The organism is Rhizobium rosettiformans W3 (genome assembly GCF_004912135.1).
GTDB lineage: Bacteria > Pseudomonadota > Alphaproteobacteria > Rhizobiales > Rhizobiaceae > Allorhizobium > Allorhizobium rosettiformans.
In genome coordinates, this window is the sequence record NZ_STGU01000010.1 from 103,912 (window position 1) to 119,390 (window position 15,479).

13 protein-coding genes are annotated in these 15,479 nt (G+C 61.7%); 8 read left to right on the forward strand and 5 right to left on the reverse strand.

Annotated elements, in window-relative coordinates:
• The first annotated feature begins 24 nt into the window (after positions 1–24).
• The 6 genes from bglA (at position 25) to FAA86_RS17515 (ending at position 6,742) form a co-directional block, all read left to right on the forward strand.
• Positions 25–1,680, forward strand: a complete 1,656-nt coding sequence (gene bglA, locus FAA86_RS17490; protein WP_136542429.1) for a beta-galactosidase BglA — start codon at positions 25–27, stop codon at positions 1,678–1,680.
• A 14-nt stretch (positions 1,681–1,694) separates the two neighbouring features.
• A complete protein-coding gene (locus FAA86_RS17495) occupies positions 1,695–2,783 on the forward strand; it encodes an ABC transporter ATP-binding protein (RefSeq protein ID WP_136542430.1) in 1,089 nt (362 codons plus the stop codon).
• A 154-nt stretch (positions 2,784–2,937) separates the two neighbouring features.
• Positions 2,938–3,345 carry a hypothetical protein gene (locus FAA86_RS17500; RefSeq protein WP_113459857.1) on the forward strand — a complete coding sequence of 136 codons (408 nt, stop codon included), beginning with the start codon at positions 2,938–2,940 and terminating at the stop codon, positions 3,343–3,345.
• Between the two features lie 126 nt (positions 3,346–3,471).
• Positions 3,472–4,176, forward strand: coding sequence for an SDR family oxidoreductase (locus FAA86_RS17505; RefSeq protein WP_136542431.1), 705 nt, complete (start codon positions 3,472–3,474; stop codon positions 4,174–4,176).
• A 185-nt stretch (positions 4,177–4,361) separates the two neighbouring features.
• Positions 4,362–5,693 carry a DUF2778 domain-containing protein gene (locus FAA86_RS17510; RefSeq protein WP_136542432.1) on the forward strand — a complete coding sequence of 444 codons (1,332 nt, stop codon included), beginning with the start codon at positions 4,362–4,364 and terminating at the stop codon, positions 5,691–5,693.
• Between the two features lie 221 nt (positions 5,694–5,914).
• Positions 5,915–6,742, forward strand: a complete 828-nt coding sequence (locus FAA86_RS17515) for an alpha/beta fold hydrolase (RefSeq protein ID WP_136542433.1) — start codon at positions 5,915–5,917, stop codon at positions 6,740–6,742.
• A gap of 48 nt (positions 6,743–6,790) precedes the next feature.
• Here the strand turns inward: FAA86_RS17515 and FAA86_RS17520 are convergent, their stop codons facing one another.
• The gene (locus FAA86_RS17520; RefSeq protein WP_136542434.1) at positions 6,791–7,576 is read right to left on the reverse strand and encodes a DUF4394 domain-containing protein; all 786 of its coding nucleotides are present in this window, start codon (positions 7,574–7,576) and stop codon (positions 6,791–6,793) included.
• 261 nt (positions 7,577–7,837) lie between these two features.
• Here FAA86_RS17520 and FAA86_RS17525 point away from each other — a divergent pair, with 261 nt between their 5' ends.
• Positions 7,838–8,389 (forward strand): sigma-70 family RNA polymerase sigma factor, encoded by a 552-nt coding sequence (locus tag FAA86_RS17525; RefSeq protein WP_136542435.1) that lies wholly within the window; start codon positions 7,838–7,840, stop codon positions 8,387–8,389.
• Positions 8,386–9,093 carry an anti-sigma factor gene (locus tag FAA86_RS17530; RefSeq protein ID WP_136542436.1) on the forward strand — a complete coding sequence of 236 codons (708 nt, stop codon included), beginning with the start codon at positions 8,386–8,388 and terminating at the stop codon, positions 9,091–9,093. The genes FAA86_RS17525 and FAA86_RS17530 overlap by 4 nt, the downstream gene beginning before the upstream one ends.
• Positions 9,094–9,134: 41 nt before the next feature.
• On the opposite strand, the gene FAA86_RS17535 is transcribed toward FAA86_RS17530, so the two are convergent.
• From FAA86_RS17535 to zwf, 4 genes are all read right to left on the reverse strand, one after another.
• Entirely contained in the window at positions 9,135–10,931 is a 1,797-nt protein-coding gene (locus FAA86_RS17535) for a methyl-accepting chemotaxis protein (protein WP_136542437.1), read from the reverse strand.
• A gap of 274 nt (positions 10,932–11,205) precedes the next feature.
• Entirely contained in the window at positions 11,206–13,023 is a 1,818-nt protein-coding gene (edd, locus tag FAA86_RS17540) for a phosphogluconate dehydratase (protein WP_136542438.1), read from the reverse strand.
• A gap of 124 nt (positions 13,024–13,147) precedes the next feature.
• Entirely contained in the window at positions 13,148–13,846 is a 699-nt protein-coding gene (pgl, locus tag FAA86_RS17545; RefSeq protein ID WP_136542439.1) for a 6-phosphogluconolactonase, read from the reverse strand.
• An 11-nt stretch (positions 13,847–13,857) separates the two neighbouring features.
• A complete protein-coding gene (gene zwf, locus FAA86_RS17550) occupies positions 13,858–15,330 on the reverse strand; it encodes a glucose-6-phosphate dehydrogenase (protein WP_136542440.1) in 1,473 nt (490 codons plus the stop codon).
• Positions 15,331–15,479: the final 149 nt, after the last annotated feature.

The window sequence follows — 15,479 nt, forward strand, 5'->3', positions numbered from 1 at the left end:
GACCAAGCCAACAGGAATATGTAAATGAGTGCAGATGCAAATCCCGTCATGACGCCCGACAAGGACTGGTGGCGTGGCGCGGTGATCTATCAGATCTACCCGCGCTCCTATCAGGACTCGAACGGCGACGGCATCGGCGACCTGAAGGGCATCACCGCCCGTCTGTCGCACATCGCCGATCTTGGCGCAGACGCGATCTGGATCTCGCCCTTCTTCACCTCGCCGATGAAGGACTTCGGCTATGATGTGTCGAACTATGTCGACGTCGACCCGATGTTCGGTTCGCTCACCGATTTCGACGGCCTGATCGCGGAAGCCCATCGTCTGGGCATCCGCGTGATGATTGACCTCGTGATGTCCCACTCGTCCGACCAGCATCCCTGGTTTGTCGAGAGCCGGTCGAGCCGCGTCAACCCGAAGGCCGACTGGTATGTCTGGTCCGATCCGAAGCCCGATGGCTCGCCGCCGAACAACTGGCTGTCGATCTTCGGCGGCTCGGCTTGGCAGTGGGATCCGACCCGCATGCAGTATTACCTGCACAACTTCCTGACCTCGCAGCCGGATATGAACCTGCACAATCCGGAAGTGCAGGATGCGCTGCTCGCAGCCACCCGCTTCTGGCTGGATCGCGGTGTCGACGGCTTCCGTCTCGACACGATCAACTTCTATTTCCACGACAAGGAACTGAGGGACAACCCGGCTCTTGCCCCGGAGCGCCGCAACGCTTCCACGGCACCGGCCGTGAACCCCTACAATTTCCAGGAACACATCTACGACAAGAACCGCCCGGAAAACATCGCCTTCCTCAAGCGCTTCCGCGCGCTGCTGGATGAGTATCCGGCAATCGCCGCCGTCGGCGAAGTCGGCGACAGCCAGCGCGGCCTCGAGATCGTCGGCGAATACACCTCCGGCAACGACAAGATGCAGATGTGCTACGCCTTCGAATTCCTGGCGCCGGAGCCCCTGACGCCGGAAATCGTGCGCAATACGCAGAACGCCTTCGCCGCAGCAGCCCCCGAGGGCTGGGCCTGCTGGGCCTTCTCCAACCACGACGTCGTTCGTCATGTCAGCCGCTGGGGCGCCAACGTCCTCGACCGCGAAGCCTATGCCAAGATGCTCTCGGCTCTGCTGCTGACCCAGCGCGGCTCGGTCTGCATCTATCAGGGTGAAGAGCTCGGCCTGACCGAAGCCGACATTGCGTTTGAAGACCTGCAGGATCCCTATGGCATCCAGTTCTGGCCGGAGTTCAAGGGACGCGACGGTTGCCGCACGCCCATGGTCTGGGATGATCATGCCATGCAGGCCGGCTTCTCGACGGCCCAGAAGACTTGGCTGCCGATCCCGGTCGAACATGTGCTGCGCTCGGTCAACACCCAGGTGGGCAAGCCAGAATCGGTGCTAGAGCACTATCGTCGCTTCCTTGCCTTCCGCCGCCAGTATCCGGCCTTCGCCAAGGGGGACATCACCTTCCACGACGCAGGGGAAGATCAGCTGGTCTATACCCGTGCGTTTGGCAACGAGAAGCTGCTCTGCATCTTCAATATGGGCGCGGATCAGGCCTCGCTCGCCATGCCGGCGGGCAACTGGGTCGAGCTGGAAGGCCATGGGTTTGTCAGTAACGTCAACGATAACAAGGTAGAATTGCCGGCTTGGGGCGCCTATTTCGCGCGTCACGCCTGACAGGGGAGGATAGCATGACGGGTCTGGTTCTCAAGGACATCCGCAAGGCATACGGGCAGGTCAAGGTCCTGCACGGTATCGATCTGGAGATCAAGGAAGGCGAGTTCGTGGTCTTCGTCGGCCCGTCGGGCTGCGGCAAGTCCACGTTGCTGCGCATGATCGCGGGCCTTGAGGACATAACCGGCGGCGAACTCTACATCGACGGTCAACTCGTCAACGACGTGCCTCCCTCCAAGCGCGGCATCGCCATGGTCTTCCAGTCCTACGCGCTCTACCCGCATATGACGGTCTACGACAACATGGCCTTCGGCATGCGCATTGCCGGCGAAAGCAAGGAAGAGATCGACCGCCGCGTCCGCTCTGCGGCGAACATCCTGCAGCTCGGTCCCTATCTCGACCGTCTGCCCAAGGCACTGTCGGGTGGCCAGCGCCAGCGTGTCGCGATCGGCCGCGCCATCTGCCGCAATCCCAAGGTCTTCCTCTTCGACGAGCCGCTGTCCAACCTGGACGCGGCGCTGCGCGTCGCAACCCGCATCGAGATCGCCAAGCTCAACGAGCAGATGGCCGACACCACGATGATCTACGTCACGCACGACCAGGTCGAGGCAATGACCCTGGCCGACCGCATCGTGGTTCTCTCGGCCGGCAAGATCGAACAGGTCGGCCCGCCGCTGGAACTCTACGAGCGCCCGGCCAACCTCTTCGTCGCACGCTTCATCGGCTCTCCGGCCATGAACATCATGCCGGTCTCGGTTATCGGCACAGACCAGGAAACCCGGATCAAGCTGAAGGACGGCTCTGAAGTCACGATCGATGTGACGACCGAAGCCTCGGAGCAGGGCAAGTCGGCGAGCTTCGGTGTCCGGCCGGAGGATCTCGCGATCGCCACGGGCGAGGATTTCCTCTTCGAGGGCAACGTTGAAATCGTCGAGGCACTCGGCGAAGTCACGCTGCTTTACGTCAACGGACCCGTCGAGGACGAACCTGTCGTCGTCAAGCTGCCGGGCATCGTGGACGTGAAGAAAGGCCAGACCCTGCGTTTCTCCGCAGACAAGACCAAGCTGCATCTCTTTGATGCCGCAGGCCAGACCTACCGCCGCTGAAGCCGACTTGATCGATGCGTTTAAGGCCCTGTTATCCTTACCGATAACGGGGCTTTTTCGTAGCGAGGAATGGCCTTTTCGCCAACACCGACTGTTAAGCTGTCACTGCTAGCCTTTTGTCCATAACAACAGACAAAAGACGAGGGCAGAAACGATGAGAACGGCAAGTGGCGGATCTCATTTCCTTAAGAAGGAGGAATCCTTCATGTACGACCGGGAGAACCGGTACCGCATGGAGGATACCATGAATGCCGGGCGCCTCGAATATACGGAAAACGGCATGACGCACATGGCGGCTCGCCGTTGCGACGTCTTGCGCATCTCGCTGAGCGGCGCGGTGATCGGCCTGATCACCCAGGTCAACCTTCCGAAGCAGTTCTATCTCGACATCCCGGATGCCCGGATCAACAAGGTCGGCGCGGTTCTGATGAAGACCTTTGCCAACAACACCGCCGAGATCCGCTTCCTCCGTCTGCTGACGCAGAAGGAGCTCGACCGCATCTTCGTCTTCTCGACCCATCCGGCGCACAAGGACCGCGTGCTCGACGTCCGCAGCTGGTAAGCCGGACGATCCGTCCCCTTCACGAAAGCCGGTGCAGCACACGTTGCACCGGCTTTCAGCTTTTCTGACTGGACATCGCCGGCCGGACCTTTGATCTTCCGTGCAACTGAAAAAGGGAGAGCATCGATGTCCGGTGAAAAGGTTGCCATCATCACGGCAGGGGGAAGTGGCATGGGAGCCGCTGCAGGGCGCCGTCTTGCCGCCGACGGTTTCAAGGTCGCCATCTTGTCGTCGTCCGGAAAGGGCGAAGCCCTGGCAGCCGAGCTCGGCGGTTTCGGCATCACCGGCTCCAACCAGTCAACCGATGATCTGGCTCGCCTCGTTGACGGCACCATGGAGCGTTACGGTCGCATCGACGTGCTGGTCAACAGTGCAGGCCACGGGCCGCGCGCACCGATCCTGGAGATCACCGACGAGCAGTGGGCAAAGGGCCTGGATGTCTACTTGCTCAATGTCATCCGCCCGACCCGCCTCGTCACGCCGATCATGGAGAAGCAGAAATCTGGCGCCATCATCAATATCTCGACCGCCTGGGCCTTCGAGCCATCCTCCATGTTTCCGACATCGGCCGTCTTCCGCGCCGGTCTTGCGTCCTTCACCAAGATCTTCGCCGACACCTATGCGAGCCACAATATCCGGATGAACAATGTCCTGCCCGGCTGGATCGACAGCCTGCCGGCGACCGAGGAGCGGCGTGAGATGGTGCCGATGCAGCGCTACGGAACGAGTGACGAAATCGCAGCGACCATCGCCTTCCTCGCATCGGATGGCGCGGCCTATATCACCGGCCAGAACCTGAAGGTCGATGGCGGATTAACCCGTCACGTCTGAAACTATTTAGCGCTCCACGCCCGGAATGTGACATAAATCGCCGGGCGTAAACTTCTTGGTTACCAAACTTCTTCATTCTTTAGGGCAGTCGACAGGACGGCATTGCCACAACCCTGTCCTAGTAAAGCCGGCTTCTGCTGCTAGGCGGCCGGCTCCCAGAGTTCTTGGTAAGCGAGTTCAGTAACATGGCGTCCTCGACCCGAAAGGTCACCGGCGGCAATGGCGTCGCCGTTCAAACGATGAAGTCGCGTGCAAAGAAGCGCGGCTCCAGCCTTCCGACCGTTCTGGGCATCGGGCTGGCCTGCCTCTTCTGGGGCACTGCAAGCCTCGCGGTCTTCAAGGGCCTGTCCTCCTCGACGATTGAAGCCCCGGCGATCGCTGGCCACAGCCTGCCGAAGCCGGATCTTGCCCTGGCGAAACCGATTGCCCCGCGTGCTGCGCAGGAGCCCTCGGCCGATTTCGCCGCCCTGCATGAAATGCGCAATCGCTTCGCCGAAGCCATCGTGGCGACGGATCATCTCGGCCTTCTGATGCTTCCGGCCGCCATGCAGCTTGCCGAGGTCGACAAGTCCGACCGCCTGCTGCTTGCCCGTGTGGAAAGCGTCATCGGCGCACAGGACATCGCCGTCTTGCGCGAAGCGCTCGCCCAGGCGGAAGCGGGGCGCCAGCAGGCAGCCCTTGCGACAGCCGCCCATGAGCGCCGCAGCGGGATCAACGATGTCGATCCGGTGGTGACAGCTTCGATCGCACGTGACGCATCTGCTGCCGAAACCGTTGCCCTGGGCTATGCCTCGACACCCTCGGCATCCGAGACAATGGCACTGGCTGACCCACGGGAAGAGCCGTTCCAGGAACTGCTTTCCGAGCCGGAGGCCGAAGATCACGGTGCGCTGCCGGAGGATGGTCCGGTGCCGGGCGCGAAGCCTCAGGCCAAGCCGCGCGTCGAGCGCGTGCCGGCGCCCGAGACACCCGCTGTTGCGGCGAAGCCGGAACAGCCGAAGAAGAAGACGCTGTTCAACATGCTGGCCTATGCCAAGCCGGACAATCCGATCACCACGGATGACGGGGCAGGCGGCATCTTCAACCGCAAGAACGCGTTGCCGGGTCCCGGTAGCCGGATCGCGGTCTATGTCATCGAGGATGCGGTCGTGCACATGCCGAACGGCGAGAAGCTGCGCGCGCATTCCGGCCGTGGCCATATGCGTGACGATCCGAAATTCGTCCATGTGAAGAACAAGGGGCCGACGCCGCCCAACGTCTACAAGCTGCGCATGCGTGAAGCCCGTTTCCACGGCGTTGAAGCCATCCGCATGAACCCGGTCGGCGATGCCAAGATGTACAACCGTGATGGCTTCCTGACCCACACCTATCTGCTCCGCCGCCGCGGCGACAGCTCGGGCTGTGTGGTGTTCGAGGACTACAACAAGTTCCTCAACGCCTACAAACGCGGACATGTGCACACGCTCATCGTCGTGCCCAGCATGCGGGATCTGCCCAAATACATGGCGATGCTCTGAGGCACCCACGGACTCTCCTGGATTAAACCCCCGCGCGATGCGGGGGTTTTTTTATCAGGATTCCAACACTCACGGAAACGTGATGCGAAAATAGATTGTGCGCAATTGATTTCAGCTGAGGATCCGGCAATAAAGATTGTGCGCAATTTAATTGTGCGCAATCTATAATTCACCGGATAGCGGCCGCGGCACCCACGCATGCGGCAGATGGAGAGACGATCATGAGCATCTTCAAGACGACAGACGGTACTGCGCTTTTCTACAAGGATTGGGGAAATGCCGAAGGGCAGCCGATCCTCTTCTCCCACGGTTGGCCTTTGTCCTCCGACGCCTGGGATGCCCAGATGCTATATTTCGGTCAGCAGTGCTTCCGCGTCATCGCCCATGATCGCCGCGGCCATGGTCGCTCCGACCAGCCATGGGACGGAAACAACATGGATCGCTATGCTGATGACCTGTCAGAGCTGATCGAGCATCTCGATCTTAAGAACCTGATCATGATCGGCCATTCCACGGGCGGTGGGGAAGTTGCCCACTACATCGGCCGCCACGGCACTGCCCGGGTCGCCAAGGTCGTGCTTGTCGGCGCCGTTCCGCCCTTGATGCTCCAGACACCGGCCAACCCGGAGGGCGTCCCAATGTCCGTTTTCGATGACATACGTGCTGGTACGGCCGGAAATCGGTCCCAATTCTTCTATGACCTGACCATCCCCTTCTATGGCTTCAATCGCGACGGCATTCCCGAGAACCCGGGCTTTCGCGAGAGCTTCCGCCTTCAGGGGCTCGCTGGTGGCATCAAGGGTCAGTTTGATTGCATCCGGGAATTCTCGGAAGTCGACTACACCGCGGACCTGGAGGCGATCGACAAGCCAACACTGATCATCCATGGCGATGACGACCAGATCGTCCCGATCGCGGCCACGGCGGAAAAGGCGGCCCGTTTGGTGAAGGGATCAGTCCTGAAGGTTTATGCCGGCGGATCGCATGGTCTGGCACAAACCGAAGCGGACAAGTTCAACGCTGACGTCCTCGCCTTCATCCGCGCCTGACGGGGCGCACTGCCCTCTCCCCCGATAGGAGGGAGAGGGCAATTTGGCTTACATCGCCGGGATCACGGTGATCGACTTGATCGTGGCGGGTGCGCCGGTGATGTCGCCGGCCTTGGTTGCCGCACCGGTTTCCAGGTTGACCGTGTAGAGCGTGCTGTCGGCGACGAGCCATGCGGTGTTCTTGCCGTCAGCGCCGGCTTCGATGTCGAAGGCATAGGACTGCGGGTTGCCTTCGATGCCGAGCTTGCCGATCGCCTTCAGCGTGCCGTCGTTCGGCTTGGTCTGCTGGATCAGCGCGCCGATCGTCGCGTCGATGTTGTACATCGCGGTCTTTTCCGGCTTGCCCATCGAATTCGTGTAAGCGGCTGCAACGGTGTTCGGCGTTTCGCCCTTGTGCATGTCGCCGTCCTCGAAGACGAGGCTGCCGTCGACGGTCACGGCGCCCGTGTCGGGATGAACGCGGTGGTTGGTGGTGCCGGTCATATAGCGCAGACGGTCGGCGGCCGGGTTGAAGTTCACGACCACAGGCGCATCGCCGATCGTCAGCGGCTTGTCCATCTTGGCAAGCTCTGTGGGCGCGCCCGTTTCCGGATCGATGGTGACGATGACGTTGTCAGCAGTCACGCCGACAATGGTCTGGTTGGCCGGACGGTAATCAATGCCGACGAGGCGATCGACGCCGGTCACATCCATCGACTTCGAGACTTCAGGCTTTTCAGTGTCGAACATTACGAGCGTCTTGTCGCCTGCGAGACCGACGACCTGGGCGGCCTGCGCTCCGAAGGCCGTAAGGGCGGTGGCTGCTGCAAGGCTGAGGATACGGATGCTGGTCATGAGAACTCTCCCGTTTGAATGGTGGCGACACCGGTCTGGTGCCTCCTGATCTCACGACACATGGGCTTAGGCGTTTGGATGCAGCCGCCCAAAATTTTTCTCGTCTGCATCCGGAAACGGTCCCCGCGTGTCTCCGAAATGAAGGAGAAAGTGATGGACGTGACGATGACGAGCGGCGGTTCTTCGACGAGCGCTTCCGGCGGCGGTTGCCAAATCAGGCGAGTGAGCTACTTTCCGCCCAGGTTCTTGGAAGGAAGCTGGATGGGGAATGAGCAAGACAAGCTCGGTGCGGCACTGAAAGCCTGTGCCGCAGGCGATCGCAAGGGCCTGGCCGTGATCTACGAAAGCGAGGCCGCCCGCATGGTGACGGTCGCTCAACGCATCCTTCGGCGTCATGATCTGGCAGAGGAGATCGTCCAGGACGCCTTCCTGCAGATCTGGAACAAGGCCTGGCAATACGATCCGAGCCGTGGCTCCGCACGCGGATGGATCTACGCCATAGTCCGTTCTCGCTCGCTCAACGCGCTGCGCGACGGTGGTCGGGAGGATCTGACCGAGACCGACAGTCTCGACCGTCTGCAGGATGAAGGCGCGGATGCGCTCTATCACGATCTCTTCGACCAGCTGGACACCGCAAGCCGGTTGCGTGCCTGCCTTGGGCGGCTCGATGGCCTGCGCCGCAGGACGGTGATGATGGCCTATGTCTCCGGCTACAGTCATGGCGAAATCGCCGGTCGCCTGAAGCTGCCGCTCGGCACGGCGAAGGCCTGGATCCGCCGCTCCCTGGTAGCCCTGAGGGAGTGCATGGCATGAGCACCTGGCAAACCGAAGCAGAACGCGCCGATGCCTATGTTCTTGGTCTGATGGACGAGGACGAGCGCCGTGCAGTCGAAACGGAGATGGAAGCGAACGGCGAGCTGGCTCGCTTGGTCGGCGAGGCGCGCGACCGCTTTCTGGAACTGGATCTCGCAGGGCCAGCGGCAACTGTCTCCGCCGATCTCTGGTCGCGGATCGAGGAGAAGCTTGGGCCACAGCAAGCTTCAGCCGTGCGGCCAGCGCCGCGCGCCGCCGTCAACGACAATCGCCTTGCCTGGTGGCGTGGCGTCGGCATGTCCGCTGCCGCAGCCTCCGTGCTGCTGCTTGCTGCTCTGACCTATACTGTCTTAGGGCGTGCGGAACCGCAGGTCATTGCCGTGCTGATGAATGCCGAAGGCGAGCCTGTGGTCATGATCGAGGACTTCGGCAACGACACCGCCAAGGTCATCCCGCTCACCGATGTGTCCGTCGACGCTGATCGGTCGCTGCAGCTCTGGACCCTGCCGTCTCAGGATACCGGCCCGGTATCTCTCGGTGTCCTCGACGGCTGGCGCACGGCAACCGTCGAAGGTCCTGACCTTCCGGGCCCGATGGAGGAGCAGCTCTACGAGATTACCGTCGAGCCCCTCGGCGGTTCACCGACCGGCAAACCGACGGGGCCGATCCTGGGCAAGGGCTTTGCCAAGATGCCGAGGCCCTGAAGATCTGTCGCGCCCACCGGAATGGGCGCGACCGTCTGGCTTCAGAATTCCTGCCACTCGTCCTGCTTCAGAGCCGCATTGCCATGCACTGGGGCAGGGCGGGACGGTGCTTTTCGCGGGGCGCTGGTCGGCGTTGCGGGTGCTGCGACTCGTGGGGCTGCGTGGCTTGTCGGCGCAGCGCTCTGCTTGCCGGCATAGTGCAGGCCGAGCGTGAAGCGCGAGATGAACTGGCGCAGGCGCTGGGTTTCCGTGGCAAGCGTCGCACTTGCCGCATTGGATTCCTCCACCATCGCCGCGTTCTGCTGGGTCACCTGGTCCATCTGGTTGACGGCCGAGTTGACCTCCGAAAGGCCGGTCGCCTGTTCGCGGGCCGAGCTCGCAATCGCCTGCATGTGGTCGTTGACCGCCACAATATTGTCCTGGATCGTCTTCAGCGCCTCGCCGGTCTCACTGACCAGCTTCACACCGTTCTTCACCTCTTCCGACGAATTGCGGATCAGTTCCTTGATCTCCTTGGCCGCCTGCGCCGAGCGCTGGGCGAGCTCGCGCACTTCCTGGGCGACAACCGCAAAGCCCTTGCCCGCCTCACCCGCACGGGCGGCTTCGACGCCAGCGTTCAGCGCCAAAAGGTTGGTCTGGAAGGCGATCTCGTCGATCACGCCAATGATGTTCGAAATCTGGTTCGATGACTGCTCGATGCGCGCCATGGCCCCGACGGCCTCGGCAACGATCTGGCCGGAGCGCGTGGCGCTCGTATCGGCGGCCTGGGTCGCATGACGGGCTTCCTCCGCGCGCTTGGAAGCATTGTTGACGTTGACGGTGATTTCGTCGAGCGCCGCCGCCGTCTCCTCGAGCGAAGCCGCCTGCTGTTCGGTGCGCTTCGACAGATCCTCGGCGCTTGAACTGATCTCACGGCTGCCGCTGTCGATCAGATCCGTCGACTGGGCGACCGCGCCGAGTGTCGTCGCAAGCTGGCTCACTGCTTCGTTCAGATTGGTCCGCAGCGATTCGAAATCCGGAGCGAAGGCCTGATCTATGTTGAAGCTGACATCGCCCTTGGCAAGACGTCCAAGCGCGTCGCCGATGGTGTCCACGGCCGTCACACGCTCCGTCACATCGGTTGCGAACTTGACCACCTTGGTCACGCGACCGCGGTCATCGAGGATCGGATTGTAGGAGGCGTTGATGACGACCTTCTTGCCGCCTTTACCGTAGCGCGTGAATTCGGCCGCCTGAAACTTGCCGGCTCTCAACGCCGTCCAGAAGTCCTGATAGTCGGAGGTCCTGGCGTAGTCGGGATCGATGAAGAGGCTGTGATGTTTGCCCTTGATTTCGTCCATCCGGTAGCCGAGCGCATCGAGGAAATTCTGGTTTGCCGAGACCACCTCGCCCTCTGGCGTGAACTCGATGATGGCCTGCACGCGGCTGATGGCCTCCATCTGGTTCTGGAAGTCGAGATTCTGCAGCCGCTCTTTGGCGTTTGCCCATTCCACGACGAAGCCCGTGGTCTTGGAGCCGCTCTTCAATGGCGTCACGATCAGATCGAAGGCCCGTTGGCCGACCCAGATGGTCGCCTTGTGCTGGTTCTGCAGGCTCGCCAGCATGTTGCGCTGGTGGCCCGGGTTCTTGTGGAAGATGTCGATATTGCTGCCGATGAGCTTTGCAAAATCGAAGCGCGGCAATTCCTTCTTCAGGTCGCTTTCTGCTTCCCTGAGAAGGTTCTTCACGGCGGAGTTCATATAGCGGATATTGAGCTTTTCATCCGCGATCATGATGTTGGCGGTGATTACTTCCAGTGACTCGAGCTGCGCACGGGTGTTGGAGGGCATTCCGAACATAGTTTTGGTCCTTTGGCCAAGCTTTGATGACGAACCCCGGCTGCAGGACAGTCGAAGGTAGACAAACAGCGGACCACAAGACCGATTTTGTTCTTTGTGTATATCTTGTTGATTCCGAACGTTTTTCTGGATCAAGATATACAAAATTAGAAGTGTCGAATGTGTTAATATGCGAGCAAACGACGCATGCCGTAGACAAAAGTCTTGTAAATCAAGGATGACAAAAAGGCCGCGATCGCTCGCGGCCTCAGACCCTTCAGTTCAGGAATGCGTATCAGAACAAGACGCTGGCGCCCTGGTCGGCCGGTCCGGCAATTCGCCGGAAGCTTGCGAATAGCTCGCGTCCCATGCCGAATTCGTTGCCATCGAGATCAGTGGTTGCCAGCGGCCGCGCATGGAACTCTGCGGCATCGACGAGCACTTCCAACGTACCGGCCACGGCATCGAGACGAACGATGTCGCCGTCCTTGATCTTGGCGATCGCGCCGCCGTCCACGGCCTCGGGCGTCACATGGATCGCAGCCGGCACCTTGCCGGAGGCGCCCGACATGCGTCCGTCGGTGACGAGCGCCACCTTGAAGCCACGATCCTGAAGGACGCCGAGCGGCGGGGTCAGGCGGTGCAGTTCCGGCATGCCGTTCGCCTTAGGACCCTGGAACCGGACGACGGCAACGAAGTCCTTTTCCAGCTTGCCGGCCTTGAACGCGTCCTGCAGTTCCTGCTGGTCGTTGAAGACGATGGCCGGTGCCTCGACGACATGGCGCTCCGGCTTCACGGCGGAGATCTTGATGACCGCCTTGCCGAGATTGCCGGTCAGCATCTTCAAGCCGCCATTCGCCTGGAACGGCTTGTCGATCGTCGTCAGAACCTTCGGATCGGCGCTGACCTCGGCGGCCGGCTCGCGATGCACGGTGCCGTCATCGGCAAGCTTGGGATCGATCGTGTAGGCGGCGAGACCCTGGCCATAGACGGTGCGCACGTCGTCATGCAGATAGCCGGCCTTCAAGAGCTGCTTGATCAGGAAGCCCATGCCGCCGGCGGCGTGGAAGTGGTTCACGTCCGCAAGCCCGTTCGGATAGACGCGGGCAAGCAGCGGCACGATGTCGGAGAGCTCCGAAATATCCTGCCAGGTGAGCTGGATGCCGCCGGCACGCGCCATGGCGATCAGGTGGATCGTGTGGTTGGTCGAGCCGCCGGTTGCATGCAGGCCGACAACGCCGTTGACGATCGAGCGCTCGTCGATCATCTCGCCGGCCGGCGTGAACTCGTTGCCGAGTGCGGTGATGGCGAGTGCCCGCTTCGCCGCTTCCTTGGTCAGGGCGTCGCGCAGCGGCGTGCCCGGATTGATGAAGGAGGCACCCGGCAGGTGGAAGCCCATGATCTCCATCAGCATCTGGTTCGAATTGGCCGTGCCGTAGAAGGTGCAGGTGCCGGGGCCGTGATAGGATTTGGATTCCGCTTCGAGCAGTTCGGCGCGACCGACCTTGCCCTCGGCATAGAGCTGGCGGATGCGTGACTTCTCGTCGTTCGGCAGGCCCGAGGTCATCGGTCCTGCGGGGATGAAGACCGAGGGCAGGTGACCGAAGGTGAGGGCAGCGATCATCAGGCCCGGCACGATCTTGTCGCAGACACCGAGATAGACGGCCGCATCAAACATGTTGTGGCTGAGGCCGATGCCGGCTGCCATGGCGATGGCGTCCCGCGAGAAGAGCGAGAGCTCCATCCCCGGCTGGCCCTGGGTCACGCCGTCGCACATGGCCGGGACGCCGCCCGCAACCTGTGCCACGCCGCCGGCTTCGGAAGCCGCCTGGCGGATCAGCGCCGGATAGGTCTCGAACGGTTGGTGCGCAGAGAGCATGTCGTTATAAGCGGTGATGATGCCGAGGTTCGGCACCACGTCACCGGCCAGCGCTTCTTTGTCCCTGGGGGAACAGACGGCAAAGCCATGGGCAAGGTTGCCGCAGGACAGGGTCGAGCGGTGCACGCCCTTGGAAATCGCACGGCGTGTGCGGTCGAGATAGGCTTCGCGGGTCGGCTTGGATCGCTCGACGATCCTCTTGGTGATGGCTTCGATACGGCTGTCTGCACTCATCGGATATGGCTCCTCGTCTGGCGCGGGCGCTTGAAGGCGCACATCGCGCAAAGGCCTCCTCGGCCGGGAAACTCGTCATTCGCGCATCAGCCCGCCGCATGTGCCGGCGGGCGAGGGCTCTCCCTCAGGGCGCCCAATAGATGTCGGGCGTCGTCTGGGCTCGTTCAAGAACGGCCCGGATCGGCATGTCCTTCTCGTCCGAGCCGGCCAGTGCCTTGTCCAGCACGGCTTTCTTTTCGCCGCCCTCGATATGCACGACCAGAAGACCGGCATCATGCAGCGCTGAGAAGGAAAGCGTCAGCCGGGCTTCGCCTGCGCCCGGCGCTTCCATGGTCATGACGCGGCGCGGCTGCGAAAGATCAAGCGCCGCATCCAGATGGTCTCCGCCGGGGAAGAACGAGGCGGTGTGCCCGTCCGTACCCATTCCGAGGATCACGACATCGAAGGCCTTGGACATGCCGGGCACGATCCCGGTTGCCGTCTTTGCAGCCTCCTCGATCGTGGCCTCAGGCCGATAAAGCGGCACGAACTCCGCCGCGGCCGCTTCATTCTTCAGCAGGTGCGTCTTCACCAGCAGATGGTTCGAACGCGGATTGTCTTCCGGGACGAAACGTTCATCGACCAGCGTCACCTTCACCTTGGCCCAATCCAGCGCCCGCGTCGACAGCGCCTCGAAAAATGCCTTGGGCGTGGAGCCGCCGGAAACGGCGAGCGTCGCCTCGCCTGCCTTGGCGATCGCCGCAGACAGGGCCGTGGCCACGGCGTCTGCAAGCCCGTTTGCGAGGGCTGCACCTGTCTCGAATGTCTTCATGTGATGCGCCATCGCTTCCGGCCTCAGTCGTTTTCGTGCCAGGTACGGCCGTCACGCTCGATGAGCGCGATGGCCTGGCTGGGGCCCCATGTGCCGGAGGTATAGCCTTGCGCTTTCTGGCCAATCTCTTCCCAGGATTTCAGGATCGGATCGCACCAGTTCCACGCTGCCTCGACTTCGTCGCGGCGCATGAACAGCGTCTGGTTCGAGCGGATGACGTCCATCAGCAGGCGCTCATAGGCGTCCGGATTGCGCACGTCGAAGGCCTGGGCGAAGCTCATGTCGAGGGATACGTGGCGCAGGCGCATGCCGCCCGGGCCCGGATCCTTGATCATCAGCCACTGCTTCACGCCTTCGTCCGGCTGCAGACGGATGACCAGCTTGTTGGCCTCGATGCGTCCGGCGTTTTCGCCGAAGATCGAATGCGGGATCGGCTTGAAGGCGATGACGATCTCCGACATGCGGGTGGCGAGCCGCTTGCCGGTGCGCAGGTAGAAGGGCACGCCCGCCCAGCGCCAGTTGTTGATCTCTGCCTTGATCGCGACGAAAGTTTCCGTGTCGGACAGGGCGCCCAGTTCTTCCTGGTAGCCGTTGACTGCACCACCGGCCGAAGCGCCGGCGCGGTACTGGCCGCGCACCGTCTGCTTCTCGACATTGGCCGGTGTGATCGGCTTCAGCGAGCGCAGCACTTTCAGCTTCTCGTCACGCACGGCTTCGGCGTCGAGCGAGGAGGGGGCTTCCATGGCCACAAGGCAGAGCAGCTGCAGGATATGGTTCTGCACCATGTCACGCAGAGCGCCGGCCTTGTCGTAATAGGTCACACGGCCTTCGAGACCGACGGATTCGGCGACCGTGATCTGCACATGGTCGATGTGTGCGGAGTTCCACAGCGGCTCGTAGAGCGCATTGGCAAAGCGCAGCGCCATCAGGTTCTGCACCGTCTCCTTGCCGAGATAGTGGTCGATACGGAAGATCTGGTCTTCCTTGAACACCTTGCCGATCGTGTCGTTGAGGATCTGCGCCGAGGCAAGGTCGCGGCCGATCGGCTTTTCAACGACGATGCGGGTCGACTTGGTGATCAGCTTGTGATCGCGGATCTTGTCGGCGATGTCGCCGAAGATCGACGGCGAAACGGCGAGATAGAAGGCCCGGACGATGTCCTTGCCCTGATCGAGCAGCTTCTTCAGATCTTCCCAACCCTGGTCGGACTTCGCATCGACGGAGACGTAGAAGACGCGGGCGAGGAACTTCGCAACTTCCGCCTCTTCGAGTTCCTCTGCCTTCAGATGCTCATGAAGCGCATCGAGCGTGAACTTGCGATACTCCTCATGCGTCATCGCCGTGCGTGAGGCACCGATGATGCGTGTCGGCTCAGTCAGCTGGCCGGCCAACTGGCGGTGAAACAACGCCGGCAGAAGCTTGCGCTCGGCCAAGTCGCCGGTGCCGCCGAAGACGACGTAGTCAAAGGGTTCAACGGGGATGATCTGGCTGCTCATGCGCATCTCTCGTTCGGCAAATTCGTTGGACAGGTTCTAATCTAATCGATTTAAAAAAGCCACCCCGATAGGGTGGTTTTTGTCGTGGGACGTCGCAGAGAGGATGAACAAACCGTGTTCTGCGACAATCCAACACACCCGCCGGGATC

Bases quoted from the DNA above. Each gene is read 5' to 3' on its own strand.
- FAA86_RS17505 (WP_136542431.1), top strand. From the start codon at position 3,472: ATGTCCGGTGAAAAGGTTGCCATCATCACGGCAGGGGGAAGTGGCATG.
- FAA86_RS17520 (WP_136542434.1), bottom strand. From the start codon at position 7,576: ATGACCAGCATCCGTATCCTCAGCCTTGCAGCAGCCACCGCCCTTACG.
- FAA86_RS17510 (WP_136542432.1), top strand. From the start codon at position 4,362: ATGGCGTCCTCGACCCGAAAGGTCACCGGCGGCAATGGCGTCGCCGTT.
- FAA86_RS17525 (WP_136542435.1), top strand. From the start codon at position 7,838: ATGGGGAATGAGCAAGACAAGCTCGGTGCGGCACTGAAAGCCTGTGCC.
- FAA86_RS17495 (WP_136542430.1), top strand. From the start codon at position 1,695: ATGACGGGTCTGGTTCTCAAGGACATCCGCAAGGCATACGGGCAGGTC.
- pgl (WP_136542439.1), bottom strand. From the start codon at position 13,846: ATGGCGCATCACATGAAGACATTCGAGACAGGTGCAGCCCTCGCAAAC.
- zwf (WP_136542440.1), bottom strand. From the start codon at position 15,330: ATGAGCAGCCAGATCATCCCCGTTGAACCCTTTGACTACGTCGTCTTC.
- FAA86_RS17515 (WP_136542433.1), top strand. From the start codon at position 5,915: ATGAGCATCTTCAAGACGACAGACGGTACTGCGCTTTTCTACAAGGAT.
- FAA86_RS17500 (WP_113459857.1), top strand. From the start codon at position 2,938: ATGAGAACGGCAAGTGGCGGATCTCATTTCCTTAAGAAGGAGGAATCC.
- bglA (WP_136542429.1), top strand. From the start codon at position 25: ATGAGTGCAGATGCAAATCCCGTCATGACGCCCGACAAGGACTGGTGG.
- FAA86_RS17535 (WP_136542437.1), bottom strand. From the start codon at position 10,931: ATGTTCGGAATGCCCTCCAACACCCGTGCGCAGCTCGAGTCACTGGAA.
- FAA86_RS17530 (WP_136542436.1), top strand. From the start codon at position 8,386: ATGAGCACCTGGCAAACCGAAGCAGAACGCGCCGATGCCTATGTTCTT.
- edd (WP_136542438.1), bottom strand. From the start codon at position 13,023: ATGAGTGCAGACAGCCGTATCGAAGCCATCACCAAGAGGATCGTCGAG.